Origin of the sequence: Virgibacillus siamensis (genome assembly GCF_039522605.1) — a bacterium.
Lineage (GTDB): Bacteria > Bacillota > Bacilli > Bacillales > Amphibacillaceae > Lentibacillus > Lentibacillus siamensis.
The window spans coordinates 20696-36841 of the sequence record NZ_BAAADS010000007.1 but is presented as its reverse complement, the minus strand read 5'-3'; the positions used below and the strand labels follow the sequence as shown (position 1 = coordinate 36841).

Genomic DNA, 16146 nt, shown 5'->3' with positions numbered 1-16146 from the left:
CTTCACTCTTTTATAATTTACGCTTCAAAGAAGTCCAGTTCTTTACTGTCTTCTGATAATTGAACAATAGCTTTCTTACGATCTGAGCGGTAACCGCCGTAACGGCCCATCCGCTTGAATTTACCTTTAATATTCATCGTGTTCACTTTTACCACATTGACACCAAAAACCAGTTCAACAGCATCCTTGATTTCTGTTTTATTGGCTTTCGGTTCCACTTCAAACGTATATTTCTTTTCCGCCATTAAATCAGCAGTATTCTCTGTAATGACAGGGCGCTTTATAATATCACGTGGTTCTTTCATTATGCAAGCACCTCCCCTGCTTTTTCAGCTGCTTCTTTTGTGATGACCAGCTTGTCATGCGTTAGCAAATCAAGCACGTTCAGTTCTGCTACTGTAAGAACTTTTACGTTTGGAAGATTGTTTGCTGAACGATTAACTGTTTCATCCGTTTCAGCTGTTACAACCAATGCTTTGGAATCCACGTTAAGTGCTTCCAGCATTTTTACGACTTCTTTCGTTTTTGGAGCGTCAATTGAAATACTCTCCAAAACCACTGCATTCTCTTCACTGAGTTTGGAAGAAAGTGCAGATTTCAGTGCCAGCCGGCGAACTTTTTTTGGCAGCTTATAACTGTAGCTGCGCGGTGTCGGACCAAACACGGTTCCACCACCAACCCATTGCGGCGAGCGGGTTGAACCCTGTCTTGCGCGGCCTGTTCCTTTTTGACGCCAAGGCTTGCGTCCTCCGCCCCGTACTTCTGCACGGTTCTTCACGGCATGTGTGCCCTGACGCAGTGATGCGCGCTGCATCAGCACTGCTTCGTTCATAGCGTGCGTATGTGGTTCAATACCAAAAACGGAATCGTTCAGTTCCACATCGCCAGCTTGAGATCCATCTTGTTTAAATAGTGCTACTTTAGGCATGACATATCCTCCCTTCGTATAAATGATTAGTTAGCCTTTAATGCACTCGTGATTTTCACAAATGATTTCTTTGCACCAGGAATATTACCTTTAATCAAAAGCAGGTTACGTTCTGTATCCACTTTTACTACTTCAAGGTTCTGATTGGTAATTTGCTTTCCGCCCATTTGACCTGGTAATTTCTTACCCTTAAATACACGCGCTGGGTCAGCTGCCATAGCCATTGCACCAGCACTTCTGTGAAAATGGGAACCATGGGTTTTTGGACCACGTTGCTGATTGTGCCGCTTGATCGCACCCTGGAATCCTTTCCCTTTTGAAGTTCCGGTTGCATCCACCATTTCGCCAACCTGAAAAACATCAACGCTTAATTCTTGACCTACTTCATATTCATCAAGATTCGCGTTACGGATTTCACGAACGTAGCGCTTAGGGGCTGTGTTTGCTTTATCAGCATGACCTTTTTCCGCTTTATTTGTACGTGATTCCTTTTCATCAGCAAAACCGATTTGTATTGCTTTATAGCCATCATTTTCCAATGTCTTTTTCTGTAATACAACGTTTGGCTCAGCTTGAACAACGGTTACCGGTACAAGTTCTCCTTCATCAGAGAAAAGCTGAGTCATGCCGATTTTACGACCTAAGATTCCTTTCGCCATCCGTTACACCTCCTATATTAATACAATGATTTATAATTTGATCTCAATATCCACACCTGATGGCAAGTCGAGTCTCATTAGCGAGTCAACTGTTTGCGGTGTTGGATTAACAATGTCGATTAAGCGTTTATGCGTACGCATTTCAAATTGTTCGCGCGCATCTTTGTATTTGTGCACAGCACGCAGAACAGTATATACTGAACGCTCTGTAGGCAACGGAATCGGCCCTGATACACCTGCACCTGAACGCTTAGCCGTTTCTACAATTTTTTCAGCTGATTGATCTAAAATACGGTGATCATACGCTTTTAATCGAATTCTAATCTTTTCTTTTGCCATTATTTTCCCTCCTTTTCGCCCATTTTATAATAGACATTCTCCGTGAAAATTTCTTAACCACCCGCCATGGCAAAGGGGCCGGGTGTGTCAACAACCTTTCACTTCATCGCCTTTGTGACCAACATTCACATTATATAGATAAAATGCGGTCAATGCAACCATTTCTAATAAAATACTTTTAGATTGCACATCTATGTATTATACAAACTAATTACGCGGAATGCAAGGGATTACGGCGATTTTTTTGCAGAAATTTAGCGTATCTGTCTATATTTAATAACTATGGGTAAATCGTGGTTGAATTAAACTGCGACATAGTATGGTTCTCTACCACCGCTGCGGAAATACACGTCGCTTTCCGTGGGCGGCTGATGAACCTCCTTGCGCTACCGCGCTGCGGAGTCTCATCTAGGCCTCTGTCCCCGAGTGAAGGAAGGCCGACTAAAACCGGCCTTTGCGGCCAACGTCGGCATACCCCTTTGTAGGGGCACGTATTTCCTCCGCTATTTTTACGTTTATGACTCTTTGCTTGAATCGAAACCGTTGTAGAAAAACGCACGTACCACTACACTAGTCCGGGTGAGTGGAGGGCGGTGACTCCTGCGGGAACAGCACGTGTCCGAAGACCCCGCAGAGCGGTTTTCTCAAGGGGGCTGAGGCCGTGCCCGCGGAAAGCATCCGCCCGGAGCGATCCCGGACGGCAGGGCAAGAGGTAGCTGTAATTATAGTAAACATTCCAGCAGTTATGTCGCAGTTTATAAATATTGTAAAAAAACTACATACGCATTTGAGCGAAAGTACAATTATACGCAAAAACAGGCAGCGTCGTCACGCTGCCTGTTTTCTTTAGCTAGCTAGCTTATTGCTCGATTACTTTTCGATTGTTGTTACAACGCCTGATCCAACTGTACGTCCGCCTTCACGGATAGAGAAACGGGTACCGTCTTCGATAGCGATTGGCGAAATCAGTTCTACTGCCATTTCGATGTTATCGCCAGGCATTACCATTTCAACGCCTTCTGGAAGTGTAATAACTCCAGTAACGTCTGTAGTACGGAAATAGAACTGTGGACGATAGTTTGCAAAGAAAGGTGTATGACGTCCACCTTCTTCTTTTGACAATACATAAACTTCAGCTTTGAAGTTAGTATGTGGTGTAATGGAACCGGGCTTAGCCAGTACCTGACCACGATTGATATCATCACGTGAAACCCCGCGAAGTAGTGCACCAATGTTGTCACCAGCTTCAGCATAGTCAAGAAGCTTACGGAACATTTCCACACCGGTTACTGTTGTTTTTGCAGATTTCTCAGCAAGACCGATTAATTCTACATCGTCACCAACTTTAACGGATCCGCGTTCAACACGGCCAGTAGCAACTGTACCACGGCCAGTGATGGAGAATACGTCCTCAACCGGCATCATGAATGGCTTGTCATGGTCACGTTCCGGAGTTGGAATGTACTCATCAACTGCAGCCATCAGTTCATAGATCTTTTCTTCATAGTCTGCATCGCCTTCAAGAGCTTTCAGTGCAGAACCTTTAACAACTGGCACATCATCACCAGGGAAGTCATACTCAGTCAACAGATCGCGAACTTCCATTTCAACCAGTTCAAGAAGTTCTTCGTCGTCCACCATGTCACATTTGTTAAGGAATACTACGATTGCAGGAACCCCAACGTTACGTGACAGAAGGATGTGTTCACGAGTTTGTGGCATAGGGCCGTCAGCAGCAGATACTACCAGGATAGCCCCATCCATTTGTGCTGCACCGGTGATCATGTTTTTAACATAGTCAGCGTGTCCAGGACAGTCAACGTGAGCATAGTGACGAGTGTCCGTTTCATACTCAACGTGGGAAGTTGCAATTGTGATTCCACGTTCTTTTTCTTCCGGAGCACCATCGATTTGGTCATAAGCCATTGCAGTACCTTTACCGGATTTCTTGTGCAATGTAGAAGTGATTGCAGCAGTCAAAGTAGTTTTACCATGGTCAACGTGTCCAATTGTTCCAATGTTTACGTGACTTTTTGAGCGATCGAACTTTTCTTTAGCCATTTATAGTTTCCTCCTTTAAATAAATACAAGTAATTTATAGTTTTTAGGATAATTGTTTGCCTTCAATAAAAGTTATACTTCAGAATGAAGAAAAAATCAATTATTCTCCGGCATTTTTCTTAATTATTTCTTCTGAGATGCTCTTCGGCACTTCTTCATAGTGGTCAAAGTGCATTGTGTATTGACCGCGTCCCTGCGTGTTTGAACGCAATACAGTCGCATAGCCAAACATTTCCGAAAGCGGGACGAATGCCTTAATGACCTGTGCAGGGCCACGTGCTTCCATACCTTCCACACGGCCTCTTCGTGAAGTCACATCGCCCATGATGTCACCCATATACTCTTCCGGAATAACAATTTCCACTCGTTCCATTGGCTCGAGCAATACTGCCTGACATTCATTTTTAGCAGCTTTCAAGGCCATTGAACCGGCAATTTTAAATGCCATTTCGTTTGAGTCTACATCATGATAGCTTCCGTCATAAACAGTGGCTTTGAAATCAATTAATGGATAACCGGCTAATACACCATTTTCAGCTGATTCTTTAATTCCAGCTTCGACGGATGGTATATATTCACGCGGAATAACGCCACCAGTAATTTTATTCACAAATTCAAAGCCGGCACCTTCTTCGTTCGGCTCAAATTTAACCCACGCATGACCGTACTGTCCACGTCCACCTGACTGCTTGATAAATTTACCTTCCACTTCAGCGGAGGCACGGAATGTCTCACGGTATGCAACCTGTGGAGCACCGACATTTGCTTCGACTTTAAATTCGGCTTTCAAACGATTAACAATAACATCAAGGTGCAGTTCACCCATACCGGAAATGATCGTTTGACCAGTTTCCACATTTGTTTCTGTTTTGAAGGTAGGATCTTCTTCGGCGAGTTTACCTAAGGCAATCGCCATTTTATCCTGATCGGCTTTTGTTTTAGGTTCAATTGCAACAGAAATAACCGGATCAGGGAAGTCCATGGACTCCAGAACTACAAGATCTTTCTCATCACAAAGTGTATCCCCTGTCGATGTATCCTTTAATCCGACTGCGGCTGCAATTTCACCGGAATAAACCGTTTTGATTTCTTCACGCGAGTTGGCGTGCATCTGCAGAATACGACCGACACGTTCCCGCTTATCTTTAACTGAGTTCTTGACATATGAACCAGAATCCAATGTTCCGGAATATACGCGGAAGAATGTCAGCTTCCCAACGTATGGGTCAGTCATAACTTTAAACGCAAGCGCTGAAAAAGGTGCTTTATCGTCTGATGGACGGGTTGTTTCTTCCTCTGTACCCGGAACGATACCTTCGATTGGAGGTACGTCAGTCGGTGCTGGGAGGTAATCAATAACACCATCAAGGACTAATTGTACACCTTTGTTTTTGAATGCAGACCCACCGAACACCGGATAGAATTCAACATTCAGGGTCGCTGTACGAATCGCTTGTTTCAATTCATCTTCAGAGATTTCTTCTCCCTCAAGATACTTCATCATCAGGTCCTCATCAAGTTCAGCTACTGCCTCAACAAGGCTCGCACGCAACTCTTCCGCCTTATCTTTGTAATCATCCGGGATTTCACGCGCTTCAGCACGAGTACCCAAATCATCTTCGTAATAGAAGGCCTTCATCGTAATAAGATCAATGATACCTTCAAAATGATCTTCAGCACCAATTGGCAGCTGAACAGCATGTGCGTTGGCACCCAAACGTTCTTTCAGTGTATTTGTTGAATAAAGGAAGTTTGCACCGACTTTATCCATCTTGTTTATAAAAACAATTCTTGGTACACCGTATGTTGTAGCCTGACGCCATACAGTTTCGGTTTGCGGTTCCACACCCGATTGAGCATCAAGCACTGTTACCGCACCATCAAGTACACGCAAAGAACGTTCAACTTCAACAGTGAAGTCCACGTGCCCCGGTGTATCGATGATGTTTATACGATGGTTTTTCCATTGAGCAGTTGTTGCTGCGGATGTGATGGTGATTCCGCGTTCCTGCTCCTGCTCCATCCAGTCCATCTGAGATGCACCTTCATGAGTTTCACCAATTTTATGAATACGTCCTGTGTAGAAAAGAATACGCTCAGTAGTAGTGGTTTTACCTGCATCAATATGCGCCATAATACCAATATTACGCGTCTTTTCCAAGGAGAAATCTCTAGGCATGTATTCTTCTCCTTCCTGTTATTTGCTGTATTTGGTTTTTTACCAGCGATAGTGAGCAAATGCTTTGTTTGCTTCGGCCATCTTGTGTAGTTCTTCACGTTTCTTAACGGAAGCGCCGGTGTTATTGGAAGCATCCAGAATTTCATTTGCAAGACGCTCTTCCATTGTCTTCTCACCGCGCAGACGGGAATAGTTAACAATATAGCGCAAGCCTAATGCCTGTCGACGTTCCGGGCGAACTTCCATTGGCACCTGATAGTTTGAACCACCGACACGGCGAGCTCGCACTTCAAGTACCGGCATAACGTTTTTCATTGCCTGCTCAAAAACTTCCATTGCATTTTGGCCGCTTCTTTCAGCTACCAGTTCGAATGCATTATATAGAATTTTTTGTGCTTTACCTCTTTTACCATTAATCATAATCTGATTGATTAGTCGAGTTACTAACTTTGATTTATAAAGCGGATCCGGCAAGACATCGCGTTTAGGTACTGGTCCTTTACGTGGCATATGTCCCCCTCCTTTCCCTAGATTTTATCGTCCATTTATTTCTTTTTAGGCTTTTTAGTTCCGTATTTGGAACGGCCTTGCATACGTCCTTCTACTCCGGCAGTATCAAGTGCTCCGCGCACAATATGATAACGTACCCCTGGAAGGTCCTTAACACGGCCTCCACGAAGCAATACTACGCTGTGCTCCTGCAGGTTATGGCCAATTCCAGGAATGTATGCTGTTACTTCCATGTTGTTGGACAAACGAACACGTGCATATTTACGCAATGCAGAGTTCGGTTTCTTCGGTGTAAGTGTGCCGACACGGGTACAAACACCACGCTTTTGTGGTGAGTCCTGGTTTGTGAATTTCTTCTTGAAGCTGTTATACCCTCTGTTTAGTGCAGGAGAGTCATACTTCTTCGGCTTGCTCACCCGGCCTTTGCGTACCAGCTGATTAATAGTAGGCATTTTATTTTCCTCCCTTCAAGTTATAGGTTACTGCATAATACAGCGTCCACCTGTTGGCGATTTGTTGTCCCACATATCCAGGTGGTTCATCTTTTAGCAAAAAACAAAGCTTTCGCGTCAAAAAAACGCCAAAACCTTTATTGTCTTACTGCTGCTGCAGATGCTCCGACATCGATGCCGCATGCTTCCCCCAGTTTTTCCATAGAATCAACACGCTTGCAGGAAACATTCATTTCGTCAGCTAAGAGTTTTATCTTTTCTGTGATATGGTGATCAGCATCGTCAGCAATAAACACTTCGCTTACTTGACCATTTCGTATAGCTTTAAGCGTTTGTTTCGTTCCGATTATTAACTTGGATTTAACTTGAGCTACTTTTTCATAAGACATCCTCATATCCTCCAAAGCAACAAGTACAATCGGAAGCACCTTGCTTATATTACCATTCTCGTTTTTTCATGTCAACTTATAATTTATTATTTTTTTGGTGCTTCCGATTTAGCTTTACTTGTTATTGAAAATGGTTATTTCACCGTTTCAGTTTCCTCGGCTGCTTCAACATTTTCCTCTATCTCGTCTGTAGATGGTCTGATTTTACGGTAACGATTAATCCCAGTGCCGGCTGGAACCAGTTTACCGATAATAACATTCTCTTTCAGACCAAGCAGTTCATCCCGCTTTCCTTTGATTGCTGCATCTGTCAGGACACGCGTTGTTTCCTGGAATGATGCGGCCGACAGGAATGAGTCGGTCTCAAGTGATGCTTTCGTGATACCAAGCAATACCGGCTTTCCGACTGCAGGTTCTTTTCCTTCCTGCAAGACAGGTGTATTGGCATCCTTGAATTGGTGAATTTCAAGCAGCGACCCAGGCAGTACCTTCGTGTCACCCGATTCGATAACACGGATTTTACGAAGCATTTGCCGTACCATTACTTCGACGTGCTTGTCGCCAATTTCAACACCCTGCATACGGTAGACACGTTGAACTTCTTTAAGCAGATAATCCTGCACACCTTCTACACCCTGTATGCGAAGAAGTTCTTTCGGATCGATAGAACCCTCGGTCAGCGCTTCACCTGCAACCACTTCATCGCCAGGTGTAACCTTCATTCGAGCATTGTATGGAACGGCATAGGAACGTTGCTCTACATCACCCTGGACAACGATCTCCTGCTTATCTTTCACTTCTTTAATTTCATGAATGGTTCCATGAATTTCACTGATAACAGCCTGCCCTTTAGGGTTACGTGCTTCAAACAGTTCCTGAATACGCGGCAGACCTTGTGTAATATCGTCTCCCGCAACTCCACCGGTATGGAATGTACGCATTGTCAGCTGTGTACCCGGTTCGCCGATGGATTGTGCTGCAATAATTCCTACCGCTTCACCGACTTCCACTTCATCACCTGTTGCAAGGTTACGCCCGTAGCATTTCTTACAGACACCATGTTTGGTATTACATGTGAATGCCGAACGGATTGTTACCTGTTCAACGCCAGCTTCAACAACCTGTTTTGCCTGTTCTTCTGAAATAACAGTATCATATTTGACAATGACCTCGCCTGTTTCAGGATGTTTAACATCATGAAATGCAGTCCGGCCAAGCAACCGGTCAATTAATGGCTCGATAAGCTCTGTTCCCTCTGTCAACGCTGAAACGGTCAGCCCTCGATCAGTTCCACAGTCATCTTCGCGGATAATAACATCCTGTGCCACATCTACCAGTCGACGCGTCAGATAACCGGAATCTGCTGTTTTCAGTGCTGTATCAGCAAGACCTTTACGGGCACCGTGTGTGGAAATAAAGTATTCCAAAACAGTCAGTCCTTCACGGAAGCTTGATTTAATCGGCAGTTCCATGATTTCACCAGCCGGGTTGGCCATTAGACCACGCATGCCGGCAAGCTGTGTGAAGTTGGATGCGTTACCTCGGGCTCCCGAATCACTCATCATGAAGATCGGGTTTCGCGTATCAAGAGATCCCATCAGTTTTTCCTGTATTGTATCTTTCGCCTGTGACCAAATCGCAATAACCCGGTCATAGCGTTCCTCATCGGTAATCAAACCACGACGGAATTGTTTCAGTACTTTATCCACTTTTTCCTGGGCATCATCAAGAACCGTTTGTTTTTCCGCTAATACAACAATGTCAGAAACACCAACGGTCAAACCTGCCTTGGTTGAATAGCTGAAACCTAAATCCTTCATCCGGTCAAGCATTTTGGAGGTTTCACTGATTTTAAATCGTTTAAATACTTCAGCGATGATATCTCCCAGAATTCCTTTTTTGAATGGCCCGATAATTTCACGCTTTTTAATTTCTTCCCTAACGTCTATTCCCTGTTCAACAAAATATTTCTCCGGCGTCTTGATCTCCAGATTATCTTTTGTCGGTTCGTTAATATAAGGGAATGACTCAGGCAATATTTCATTGAAAACCAGTTTCCCGACAGTAGTCAGAAGCAGCTGGCTATTTTGCTTTTCAGTAAATGAGTTTTTGTTGAGACTTGATGCCTGAATGGCAACCCTTGTATGCAGATGCACATAACCATTCTGATACGACATCAGTGCCTCGTTAATATCTTTGAAAATACTGCCTTCCCCTGCTGCACTTTCCCGCTCAAGTGTCAGATAATAGTTACCAAGCACCATATCCTGTGATGGTGTAACAACCGGTTTACCATCTTTCGGGTTCAGGATGTTTTGTGCTGCCAACATGAGGATTCGCGCTTCCGCTTGTGCTTCAGCTGATAATGGCACGTGTACTGCCATCTGGTCACCGTCAAAGTCGGCATTATACGCTGTACAAACCAGTGGATGCAGCCGAATCGCGCGACCTTCCACCAGCACCGGTTCAAACGACTGAATGCCAAGCCGGTGCAGAGTTGGCGCACGGTTAAGCATCACCGGATGTTCCTTGATTACTTCTTCCAGCACATCCCATACTTCCGGATGTACTCGTTCGATTTTCCGTTTAGCTGATTTGATGTTATGCGCAAAGCCCTTTTCAACCAACTCTTTCATAATAAACGGCTTAAATAGCTCAAGCGCCATTTCTTTCGGCAGCCCGCACTGATACATTTTCAGGCTTGGTCCGACAACGATTACGGAACGACCTGAGTAGTCAACACGTTTACCAAGCAGATTCTGGCGGAAACGGCCCTGTTTACCCTTCAGCATATGCGAAAGAGATTTAAGCGGACGGTTGCCGGGTCCAGTAACCGGTCGGCCACGACGTCCGTTATCAATCAGTGCATCGACGGCTTCCTGCAGCATACGTTTTTCATTTTGAACGATGATGCTTGGTGCACCAAGATCCAACAAACGCTTCAGACGATTGTTACGGTTGATAACCCTGCGATAAAGGTCATTCAAGTCTGAAGTGGCAAAACGCCCACCGTCCAGCTGTACCATCGGACGGATTTCCGGCGGGATAACCGGTAAAACATCAAGAATCATCCAAGACGATTCATTTTCGGAATGACGGAATGCTTCCAATACTTCCAGCCGTTTAATGGCCCGTGTTCTTCGTTGACCCTGTGCAGTCTTCAGTTCTTCCTGCAGCATATCCACTTCTTTTTCCAAATCGATGTCCTGCAGAAGCTTACGGATGGCCTCGGCACCCATTTGTGCCTTAAACGACTTTCCGTACTTATCATAATAAGCCCGGTACTCTTTTTCAGATAATAGTTGCTTTTTCTCCAGTGGTGTATCTCCCGATTCTGTCACGATGTACGCTGCAAAATAAATAACTTCTTCCAACGCACGTGGTGACATATCCAGCACAAGGCCCATACGGCTCGGAATACCTTTAAAATACCAGATATGTGATACCGGAGCAGCAAGTTCTATATGACCCATGCGTTCCCGGCGAACCTTCGCCTTTGTTACTTCCACTCCACAACGATCACAGACAACGCCTTTATAACGTACACGCTTATACTTTCCGCAATGACATTCCCAGTCCTTTTGCGGCCCGAAAATCCGCTCACAGAACAGACCGTCCTTTTCCGGCTTTAGTGTACGATAGTTGATTGTTTCCGGCTTTTTGACCTCGCCGTATGACCAGGAGCGGATTTTCTCAGGTGAAGCCAAACCGATTTTCATATACTCAAAGTTATTTACATCTAGCAAGGGGCCTACCTCCCTTTTAGTGTCCGATTTTCCCAAATGCCAATAATGAAATTTATCATGATGTGCTGGCTCTTGGGTAAAGAGCCAGTCACGCTTCATTTCTAGCCTTCTTCAACTTCCAGATTCAATTTACTTGCGGCCTGTGTTTCTTCTTCCTCCAGCTCACGCATTTCAATCTCTGATTCATCACTGGAAAGCATCTTAACATCCAATCCAAGACTTTGCAGTTCCTTAATCAGTACCTTGAATGATTCCGGAACACCAGGCTCAGGAACATTGTCTCCTTTTACAATGGATTCGTAAGTTTTTACACGGCCAACAACATCATCAGACTTAACTGTTAAAATTTCCTGAAGTGTATAGGCGGCACCATATGCTTCCAATGCCCAAACTTCCATCTCACCAAAACGCTGACCGCCGAACTGTGCTTTACCGCCAAGTGGCTGCTGCGTAACCAGTGAATATGGACCGGTGGAACGTGCGTGCAATTTATCATCAACCATATGGGCAAGTTTAATCATATACGAGACGCCTACCGAAATACGGTTATCAAATGGTTCACCTGTTCTTCCATCATATAATATAGATTTGGCATCTTTAGGCATCCCCGCCTCTTCAAGGGTGTCCCAGACATCCTGTTCGTTTGCACCGTCAAATACCGGTGTTGCCACATGAAGTCCAAGCTGCCTGGCAGCCATGCCCAGGTGCAATTCAAACACCTGTCCGATATTCATTCGTGACGGCACACCCAATGGGTTGAGCATAATATCAATTGGTGTTCCATCAGGAAGGAAAGGCATATCCTCTTCCGGAAGTATCTTGGAAATTACACCTTTGTTACCGTGACGGCCGGCCATTTTGTCGCCTTCTGAAATCTTACGCTTCTGGACGATATAAGCGCGGACAAGTTGATTTACCCCCGGTGGAAGCTCATCACCGTCTTCCCGATTGAAAATTTTAACGTCAAGTACAATTCCGCCAGCTCCGTGTGGCACTTTCAGAGATGTATCACGGACTTCGCGGGCTTTTTCGCCAAAGATGGCGTGAAGCAGCCTCTCTTCTGCTGAAAGTTCGGTCACACCTTTAGGAGTTACCTTCCCTACCAAAATATCACCGTCTGATACTTCAGCACCGACACGGATTATTCCTTGTTCATCAAGGTTTTTCAGCGCATCCTCACCGACATTTGGAATATCTCTGGTAATTTCCTCAGGTCCAAGTTTAGTATCGCGTGCTTCAGATTCATATTCTTCTATATGAATCGAAGTGTACACATCGTCTTTAACCAGACGCTCACTCATGATGATTGCATCCTCGTAGTTATACCCTTCCCAGGTCATGAATCCTGTGAGAACATTTCGTCCTAAGGCTAACTCACCATCTTCCATTGAAGGACCATCCGCAAGTATTTCACCTTGTGTTACACGGTCACCCTGGCTGACAATCGGCCGTTGGTTATAGCATGTTCCCTGGTTGGAACGGATATATTTTTGCAATCGGTAACTGTCCAAATCACCTTTCACTTCTTTTCCGTCAACGTTGGATATCCGACGGACATGGACTGATTTCGCCTCCACTTTTTCGACGACACCTTCATTACGGCAAATAATCGAGGCACCGGAGTCTTTACCGGACACATATTCCATACCGGTTCCAACGATTGGTGCTTCCGGCTGCATCAATGGGACTGCCTGACGTTGCATGTTTGCACCCATCAACGCACGGTTGGAGTCATCGTTTTCCAAAAATGGAATACATGCTGTTGCAGCGGAAACAACCTGCTTTGGCGACACATCCATGTAATCCAGTTTTTCGCGCGGTACAACGGTGTTTTCCCCGCGGAAACGGGCAATAACTTCTTCATCTGAGAAGGTACCATCCTCATCCAGTTTAGCGTTGGCTTGTGCAACCACATAATTATCTTCCTCATCAGCTGTCAGATAATCAATGTCTGCAGTAACTTTGCCAGTATCCGGATCAACTTTGCGATATGGTGTTTCGATAAAACCAAATTTATTAACTTTCGCATAACTTGACAGTGAGTTAATCAATCCGATGTTCGGTCCTTCAGGCGTTTCGATTGGACACATGCGCCCATAGTGGGAATAGTGAACATCTCGCACTTCAAAACCAGCGCGCTCACGCGTCAATCCACCAGGTCCCAGAGCAGAAAGACGGCGTTTGTGTGTCAATTCCGCCAGTGGATTCGTCTGATCCATAAACTGGGACAGCTGTGAACTCCCGAAAAACTCTTTTATCGACGCAATAACCGGCCGAATATTGATTAATTGCTGCGGTGTGATACTTGAAGTATCCTGAATCGACATTCTTTCACGTACAACGCGCTCCATTCTGGATAAGCCAATACGGAATTGGTTTTGCAGCAATTCCCCGACAGAACGGAGTCTGCGGTTACCCAAATGGTCAATATCATCGGTGCCTCCAACCATATGCAGCAGGTTAAAGAAGTAACTGATAGCAGAAAGTATGTCTGCAGGCATAATGTTTTTAACATCCCAGTCAATTCCCGCATTTCCGATTACATTTAATGAACGTTCGCCGCTTGGGTCAGTTGGATCGACAATTTTTATGGATTGAAGCTCGATAGGATCCTCCAGGACACCTTCAGCAGGCTCCAATACTTTCTCTCCGATTTTATCTTCTTCTTTTTCAAGGTACGGAATAATCTTATTAAGCAACTTCCGCTCCAGCTTATCACCTTTTTGAGCCAGGACTTCTCCGGTTTCCGGATCAATTACTGGTTCGGCAAGCACCTGGTTGAACAGCCGATTTTTGATATGAAGCTTTTTATTCATTTTATACCGGCCGACATGCGCTAGGTCATATCGTTTCGGATCAAAGAAACGTGAAATTAGTAGACTTTTTGCATTCTCAACCGTTGGCGGCTCACCCGGACGAAGACGCTCGTAGATTTCAAGCAGCGCTTTTTCCGTTGTCTCGGTATTATCTTTTTCAAGTGTATTTTTAAGGTATTCATTTTCACCTAAGAGATCAATAATCTCCTGATCGGTATTGAATCCAAGCGCACGCAAAAGTACCGTTACAGGTAATTTACGAGTACGGTCAATTCTTACATATGCAACATCTTTGGCGTCTGTCTCCATTTCGAGCCAGGCTCCGCGGTTAGGAATAACGGTTGCAGTTACACCTCTTTTACCGTTTTTGTCTATCTTTTCGTTATAATAGACACTTGGTGAACGGACAAGTTGTGAAACGATGACACGTTCAGCTCCATTTATGATAAAAGTACCTGTGTCTGTCATTAACGGGAAATCACCCATGAATACTTCCTGTTCTTTCACTTCACCGGTCTCATTATTAATTAAACGCACCTTGACACGAAGCGGAGCATTATATGTCACGTCCCGGTCCTTTGATTCATCTACAGGATACTTTGGTTCTCCCAGACTATAATCGACAAACTCGAGTGAAAGGTTACCTGTAAAATCTTCAATAGGGGAAATATCCTTAAACATTTCCCTTAAACCCTCTTCCAGAAACCATTGATAAGAAGCGGTTTGAATTTCGATTAGATTTGGTAATTCCAACACCTCGCTGATACGCGCATAACTTCTGCGCTGGCGATGACGTCCATACTGAACTAGTTGACCTGCCAACTGCTTCACCCCTCAAATCATGCATTTTTTGACAGACGCTCAAGCGCCCGAAAAAAATGACTAATAATATTTATTAAAAAAACATGCTGCTGTATAACAGCTGTTTGAATCGTATTAAATTAATGATAAGAAACAACAATAGCACTTGTACTATTGCCTGATAAACACGCTGAACAAACTTGCATCCACGCAAGTATAATTCCGCGCCGTTTTTCATCGATCATTACTGTCAACTCCCACAGCAATAAATTCTTACCATGATAAAAGAACTAAATATACGTCAAAGTATAAAAACATTAGAAAACCCGGTTGTCACCAAGCCTTTGGGTAACAGCCATAGTTGCACGTAGGCAGAAGAAAAGATTTTATACTTCTTAACTACGAAAAAAGGTTATCAGAAAAAACCTTTATTTGTGTACTTTTGTGGATTCTACCATTGTCTCCTATTACCAATGATTTATACGTTCCAACTGATATGAAATTTCCTCTTGACAAAGGAACTCCCATGTTAGCATTTTATTATATTATCATACCTGTAATCTCAGGTCAAACACGAATGCTTTGTAAATATAAAGACAACACTACTGTTTTACCGAAACGAACAGAAAATAACCTTTGCTCTTTGCGATAACCTCCACATTGCCAAATAAGGACTCCAATTTCGCCTTAGCTGACGGAGCGCCCTGCTTTTTCTGAATAACAACCCAAAGGCGCCCGCCTTTCAGCAATGAAGCATGGCTATCCTCAAACATGGAATGAACGATTGTTTTGCCGGCTCTTATCGGAGGATTTGTTACAATTGCAGCAAACCTCCAGCCTTCCAAATTCGCCAGCCGATCACTTTGAACAATTTCAATATTGGAAACGTGATTCACTGCGGCATTTTCTTCTGCCAATAATACGGCTCGTTCGTTGACATCAGCAAGAACAACCCGTCTGTCCCTGAAATTGTCAGCCATCGAAATACCTATCGGACCGTATCCGCAGCCAAGATCGAGAAAATCTCCCATTATCGGCGGAGCTTTAAAATTCTCTGCAAGGAGCCGCGAGCCAAAGTCGACTTCGTTTTTCGAGAAAACGCCGTAGTCGCTTAAAAAAGTATATTCCCTGCCCCGCAGAGAATAGCGCCATTTCTTTGGTGAACTTTTGGATTGAGGTTTTTTTGAAAAGTAATGCTCTGACATTCCAGCACCTACTTTACTGTGTATAGTTGGAGAAAAAACACATATAGAGCCCGCCGTTAAC

12 protein-coding genes are annotated in these 16146 nt (G+C 44.3%); all 12 read right to left on the bottom strand.

Annotated elements, in window-relative coordinates; all coding sequences use genetic code 11:
• Positions 1-17 precede the first annotated feature (17 nt).
• The 12 genes from rplW to ABD010_RS05770 all read right to left on the bottom strand — a co-directional run bounded on the left by rplW (position 18) and on the right by ABD010_RS05770 (position 16085).
• A complete protein-coding gene (rplW, locus tag ABD010_RS05825) occupies positions 18-305 on the bottom strand; it encodes a 50S ribosomal protein L23 (RefSeq protein ID WP_343811131.1) in 288 nt (95 codons plus the stop codon).
• Positions 305-928: a 50S ribosomal protein L4 gene (gene rplD, locus ABD010_RS05820; protein WP_343811129.1), complete on the bottom strand. Its 624-nt coding sequence runs from the start codon at positions 926-928 to the stop codon at positions 305-307. Before rplD ends, rplW begins: the two co-directional genes overlap by 1 nt.
• 26 nt (positions 929-954) lie before the next feature.
• Entirely contained in the window at positions 955-1587 is a 633-nt protein-coding gene (rplC, locus tag ABD010_RS05815) for a 50S ribosomal protein L3 (protein ID WP_343811127.1), read from the bottom strand.
• A gap of 30 nt (positions 1588-1617) precedes the next feature.
• Positions 1618-1926, bottom strand: coding sequence for a 30S ribosomal protein S10 (gene rpsJ / locus ABD010_RS05810; RefSeq protein ID WP_343811125.1), 309 nt, complete (start codon positions 1924-1926; stop codon positions 1618-1620).
• Between the two features lie 870 nt (positions 1927-2796).
• The gene (gene tuf, locus ABD010_RS05805) at positions 2797-3987 is read right to left on the bottom strand and encodes an elongation factor Tu (RefSeq protein ID WP_343811123.1); all 1191 of its coding nucleotides are present in this window, start codon (positions 3985-3987) and stop codon (positions 2797-2799) included.
• 100 nt (positions 3988-4087) lie between these two features.
• The gene (gene fusA, locus ABD010_RS05800; protein WP_343811121.1) at positions 4088-6166 is read right to left on the bottom strand and encodes an elongation factor G; all 2079 of its coding nucleotides are present in this window, start codon (positions 6164-6166) and stop codon (positions 4088-4090) included.
• A 39-nt stretch (positions 6167-6205) separates the two neighbouring features.
• Entirely contained in the window at positions 6206-6676 is a 471-nt protein-coding gene (gene rpsG, locus ABD010_RS05795) for a 30S ribosomal protein S7 (RefSeq protein WP_343811119.1), read from the bottom strand.
• A gap of 35 nt (positions 6677-6711) precedes the next feature.
• On the bottom strand, positions 6712-7128 hold the full coding sequence (gene rpsL / locus ABD010_RS05790; protein WP_343811117.1) for a 30S ribosomal protein S12: 417 nt from the start codon (positions 7126-7128) through the stop codon (positions 6712-6714).
• Between the two features lie 137 nt (positions 7129-7265).
• A complete protein-coding gene (locus ABD010_RS05785) occupies positions 7266-7517 on the bottom strand; it encodes a 50S ribosomal protein L7ae-like protein (RefSeq protein WP_343811115.1) in 252 nt (83 codons plus the stop codon).
• A gap of 134 nt (positions 7518-7651) precedes the next feature.
• Complete coding sequence (gene rpoC, locus ABD010_RS05780) at positions 7652-11263, bottom strand: DNA-directed RNA polymerase subunit beta' (protein WP_343811113.1); 3612 nt, start codon at positions 11261-11263, stop codon at positions 7652-7654.
• Between the two features lie 101 nt (positions 11264-11364).
• The gene (gene rpoB, locus ABD010_RS05775) at positions 11365-14901 is read right to left on the bottom strand and encodes a DNA-directed RNA polymerase subunit beta (RefSeq protein ID WP_343811111.1); all 3537 of its coding nucleotides are present in this window, start codon (positions 14899-14901) and stop codon (positions 11365-11367) included.
• A gap of 581 nt (positions 14902-15482) precedes the next feature.
• A complete protein-coding gene (locus tag ABD010_RS05770) occupies positions 15483-16085 on the bottom strand; it encodes a class I SAM-dependent methyltransferase (protein WP_343811109.1) in 603 nt (200 codons plus the stop codon).
• Positions 16086-16146 lie beyond the last annotated feature (61 nt).

What these genes read in the sequence shown, in the direction of transcription:
- rpsG (WP_343811119.1), bottom strand. Translation starts at nt 6,676, where the DNA reads ATGCCACGTAAAGGACCAGTACCTAAACGCGATGTCTTGCCGGATCCG.
- rplW (WP_343811131.1), bottom strand. Translation starts at nt 305, where the DNA reads ATGAAAGAACCACGTGATATTATAAAGCGCCCTGTCATTACAGAGAAT.
- rpsJ (WP_343811125.1), bottom strand. Translation starts at nt 1,926, where the DNA reads ATGGCAAAAGAAAAGATTAGAATTCGATTAAAAGCGTATGATCACCGT.
- ABD010_RS05770 (WP_343811109.1), bottom strand. Translation starts at nt 16,085, where the DNA reads ATGTCAGAGCATTACTTTTCAAAAAAACCTCAATCCAAAAGTTCACCA.
- rplC (WP_343811127.1), bottom strand. Translation starts at nt 1,587, where the DNA reads ATGGCGAAAGGAATCTTAGGTCGTAAAATCGGCATGACTCAGCTTTTC.
- fusA (WP_343811121.1), bottom strand. Translation starts at nt 6,166, where the DNA reads ATGCCTAGAGATTTCTCCTTGGAAAAGACGCGTAATATTGGTATTATG.
- rpsL (WP_343811117.1), bottom strand. Translation starts at nt 7,128, where the DNA reads ATGCCTACTATTAATCAGCTGGTACGCAAAGGCCGGGTGAGCAAGCCG.
- ABD010_RS05785 (WP_343811115.1), bottom strand. Translation starts at nt 7,517, where the DNA reads ATGTCTTATGAAAAAGTAGCTCAAGTTAAATCCAAGTTAATAATCGGA.
- tuf (WP_343811123.1), bottom strand. Translation starts at nt 3,987, where the DNA reads ATGGCTAAAGAAAAGTTCGATCGCTCAAAAAGTCACGTAAACATTGGA.
- rplD (WP_343811129.1), bottom strand. Translation starts at nt 928, where the DNA reads ATGCCTAAAGTAGCACTATTTAAACAAGATGGATCTCAAGCTGGCGAT.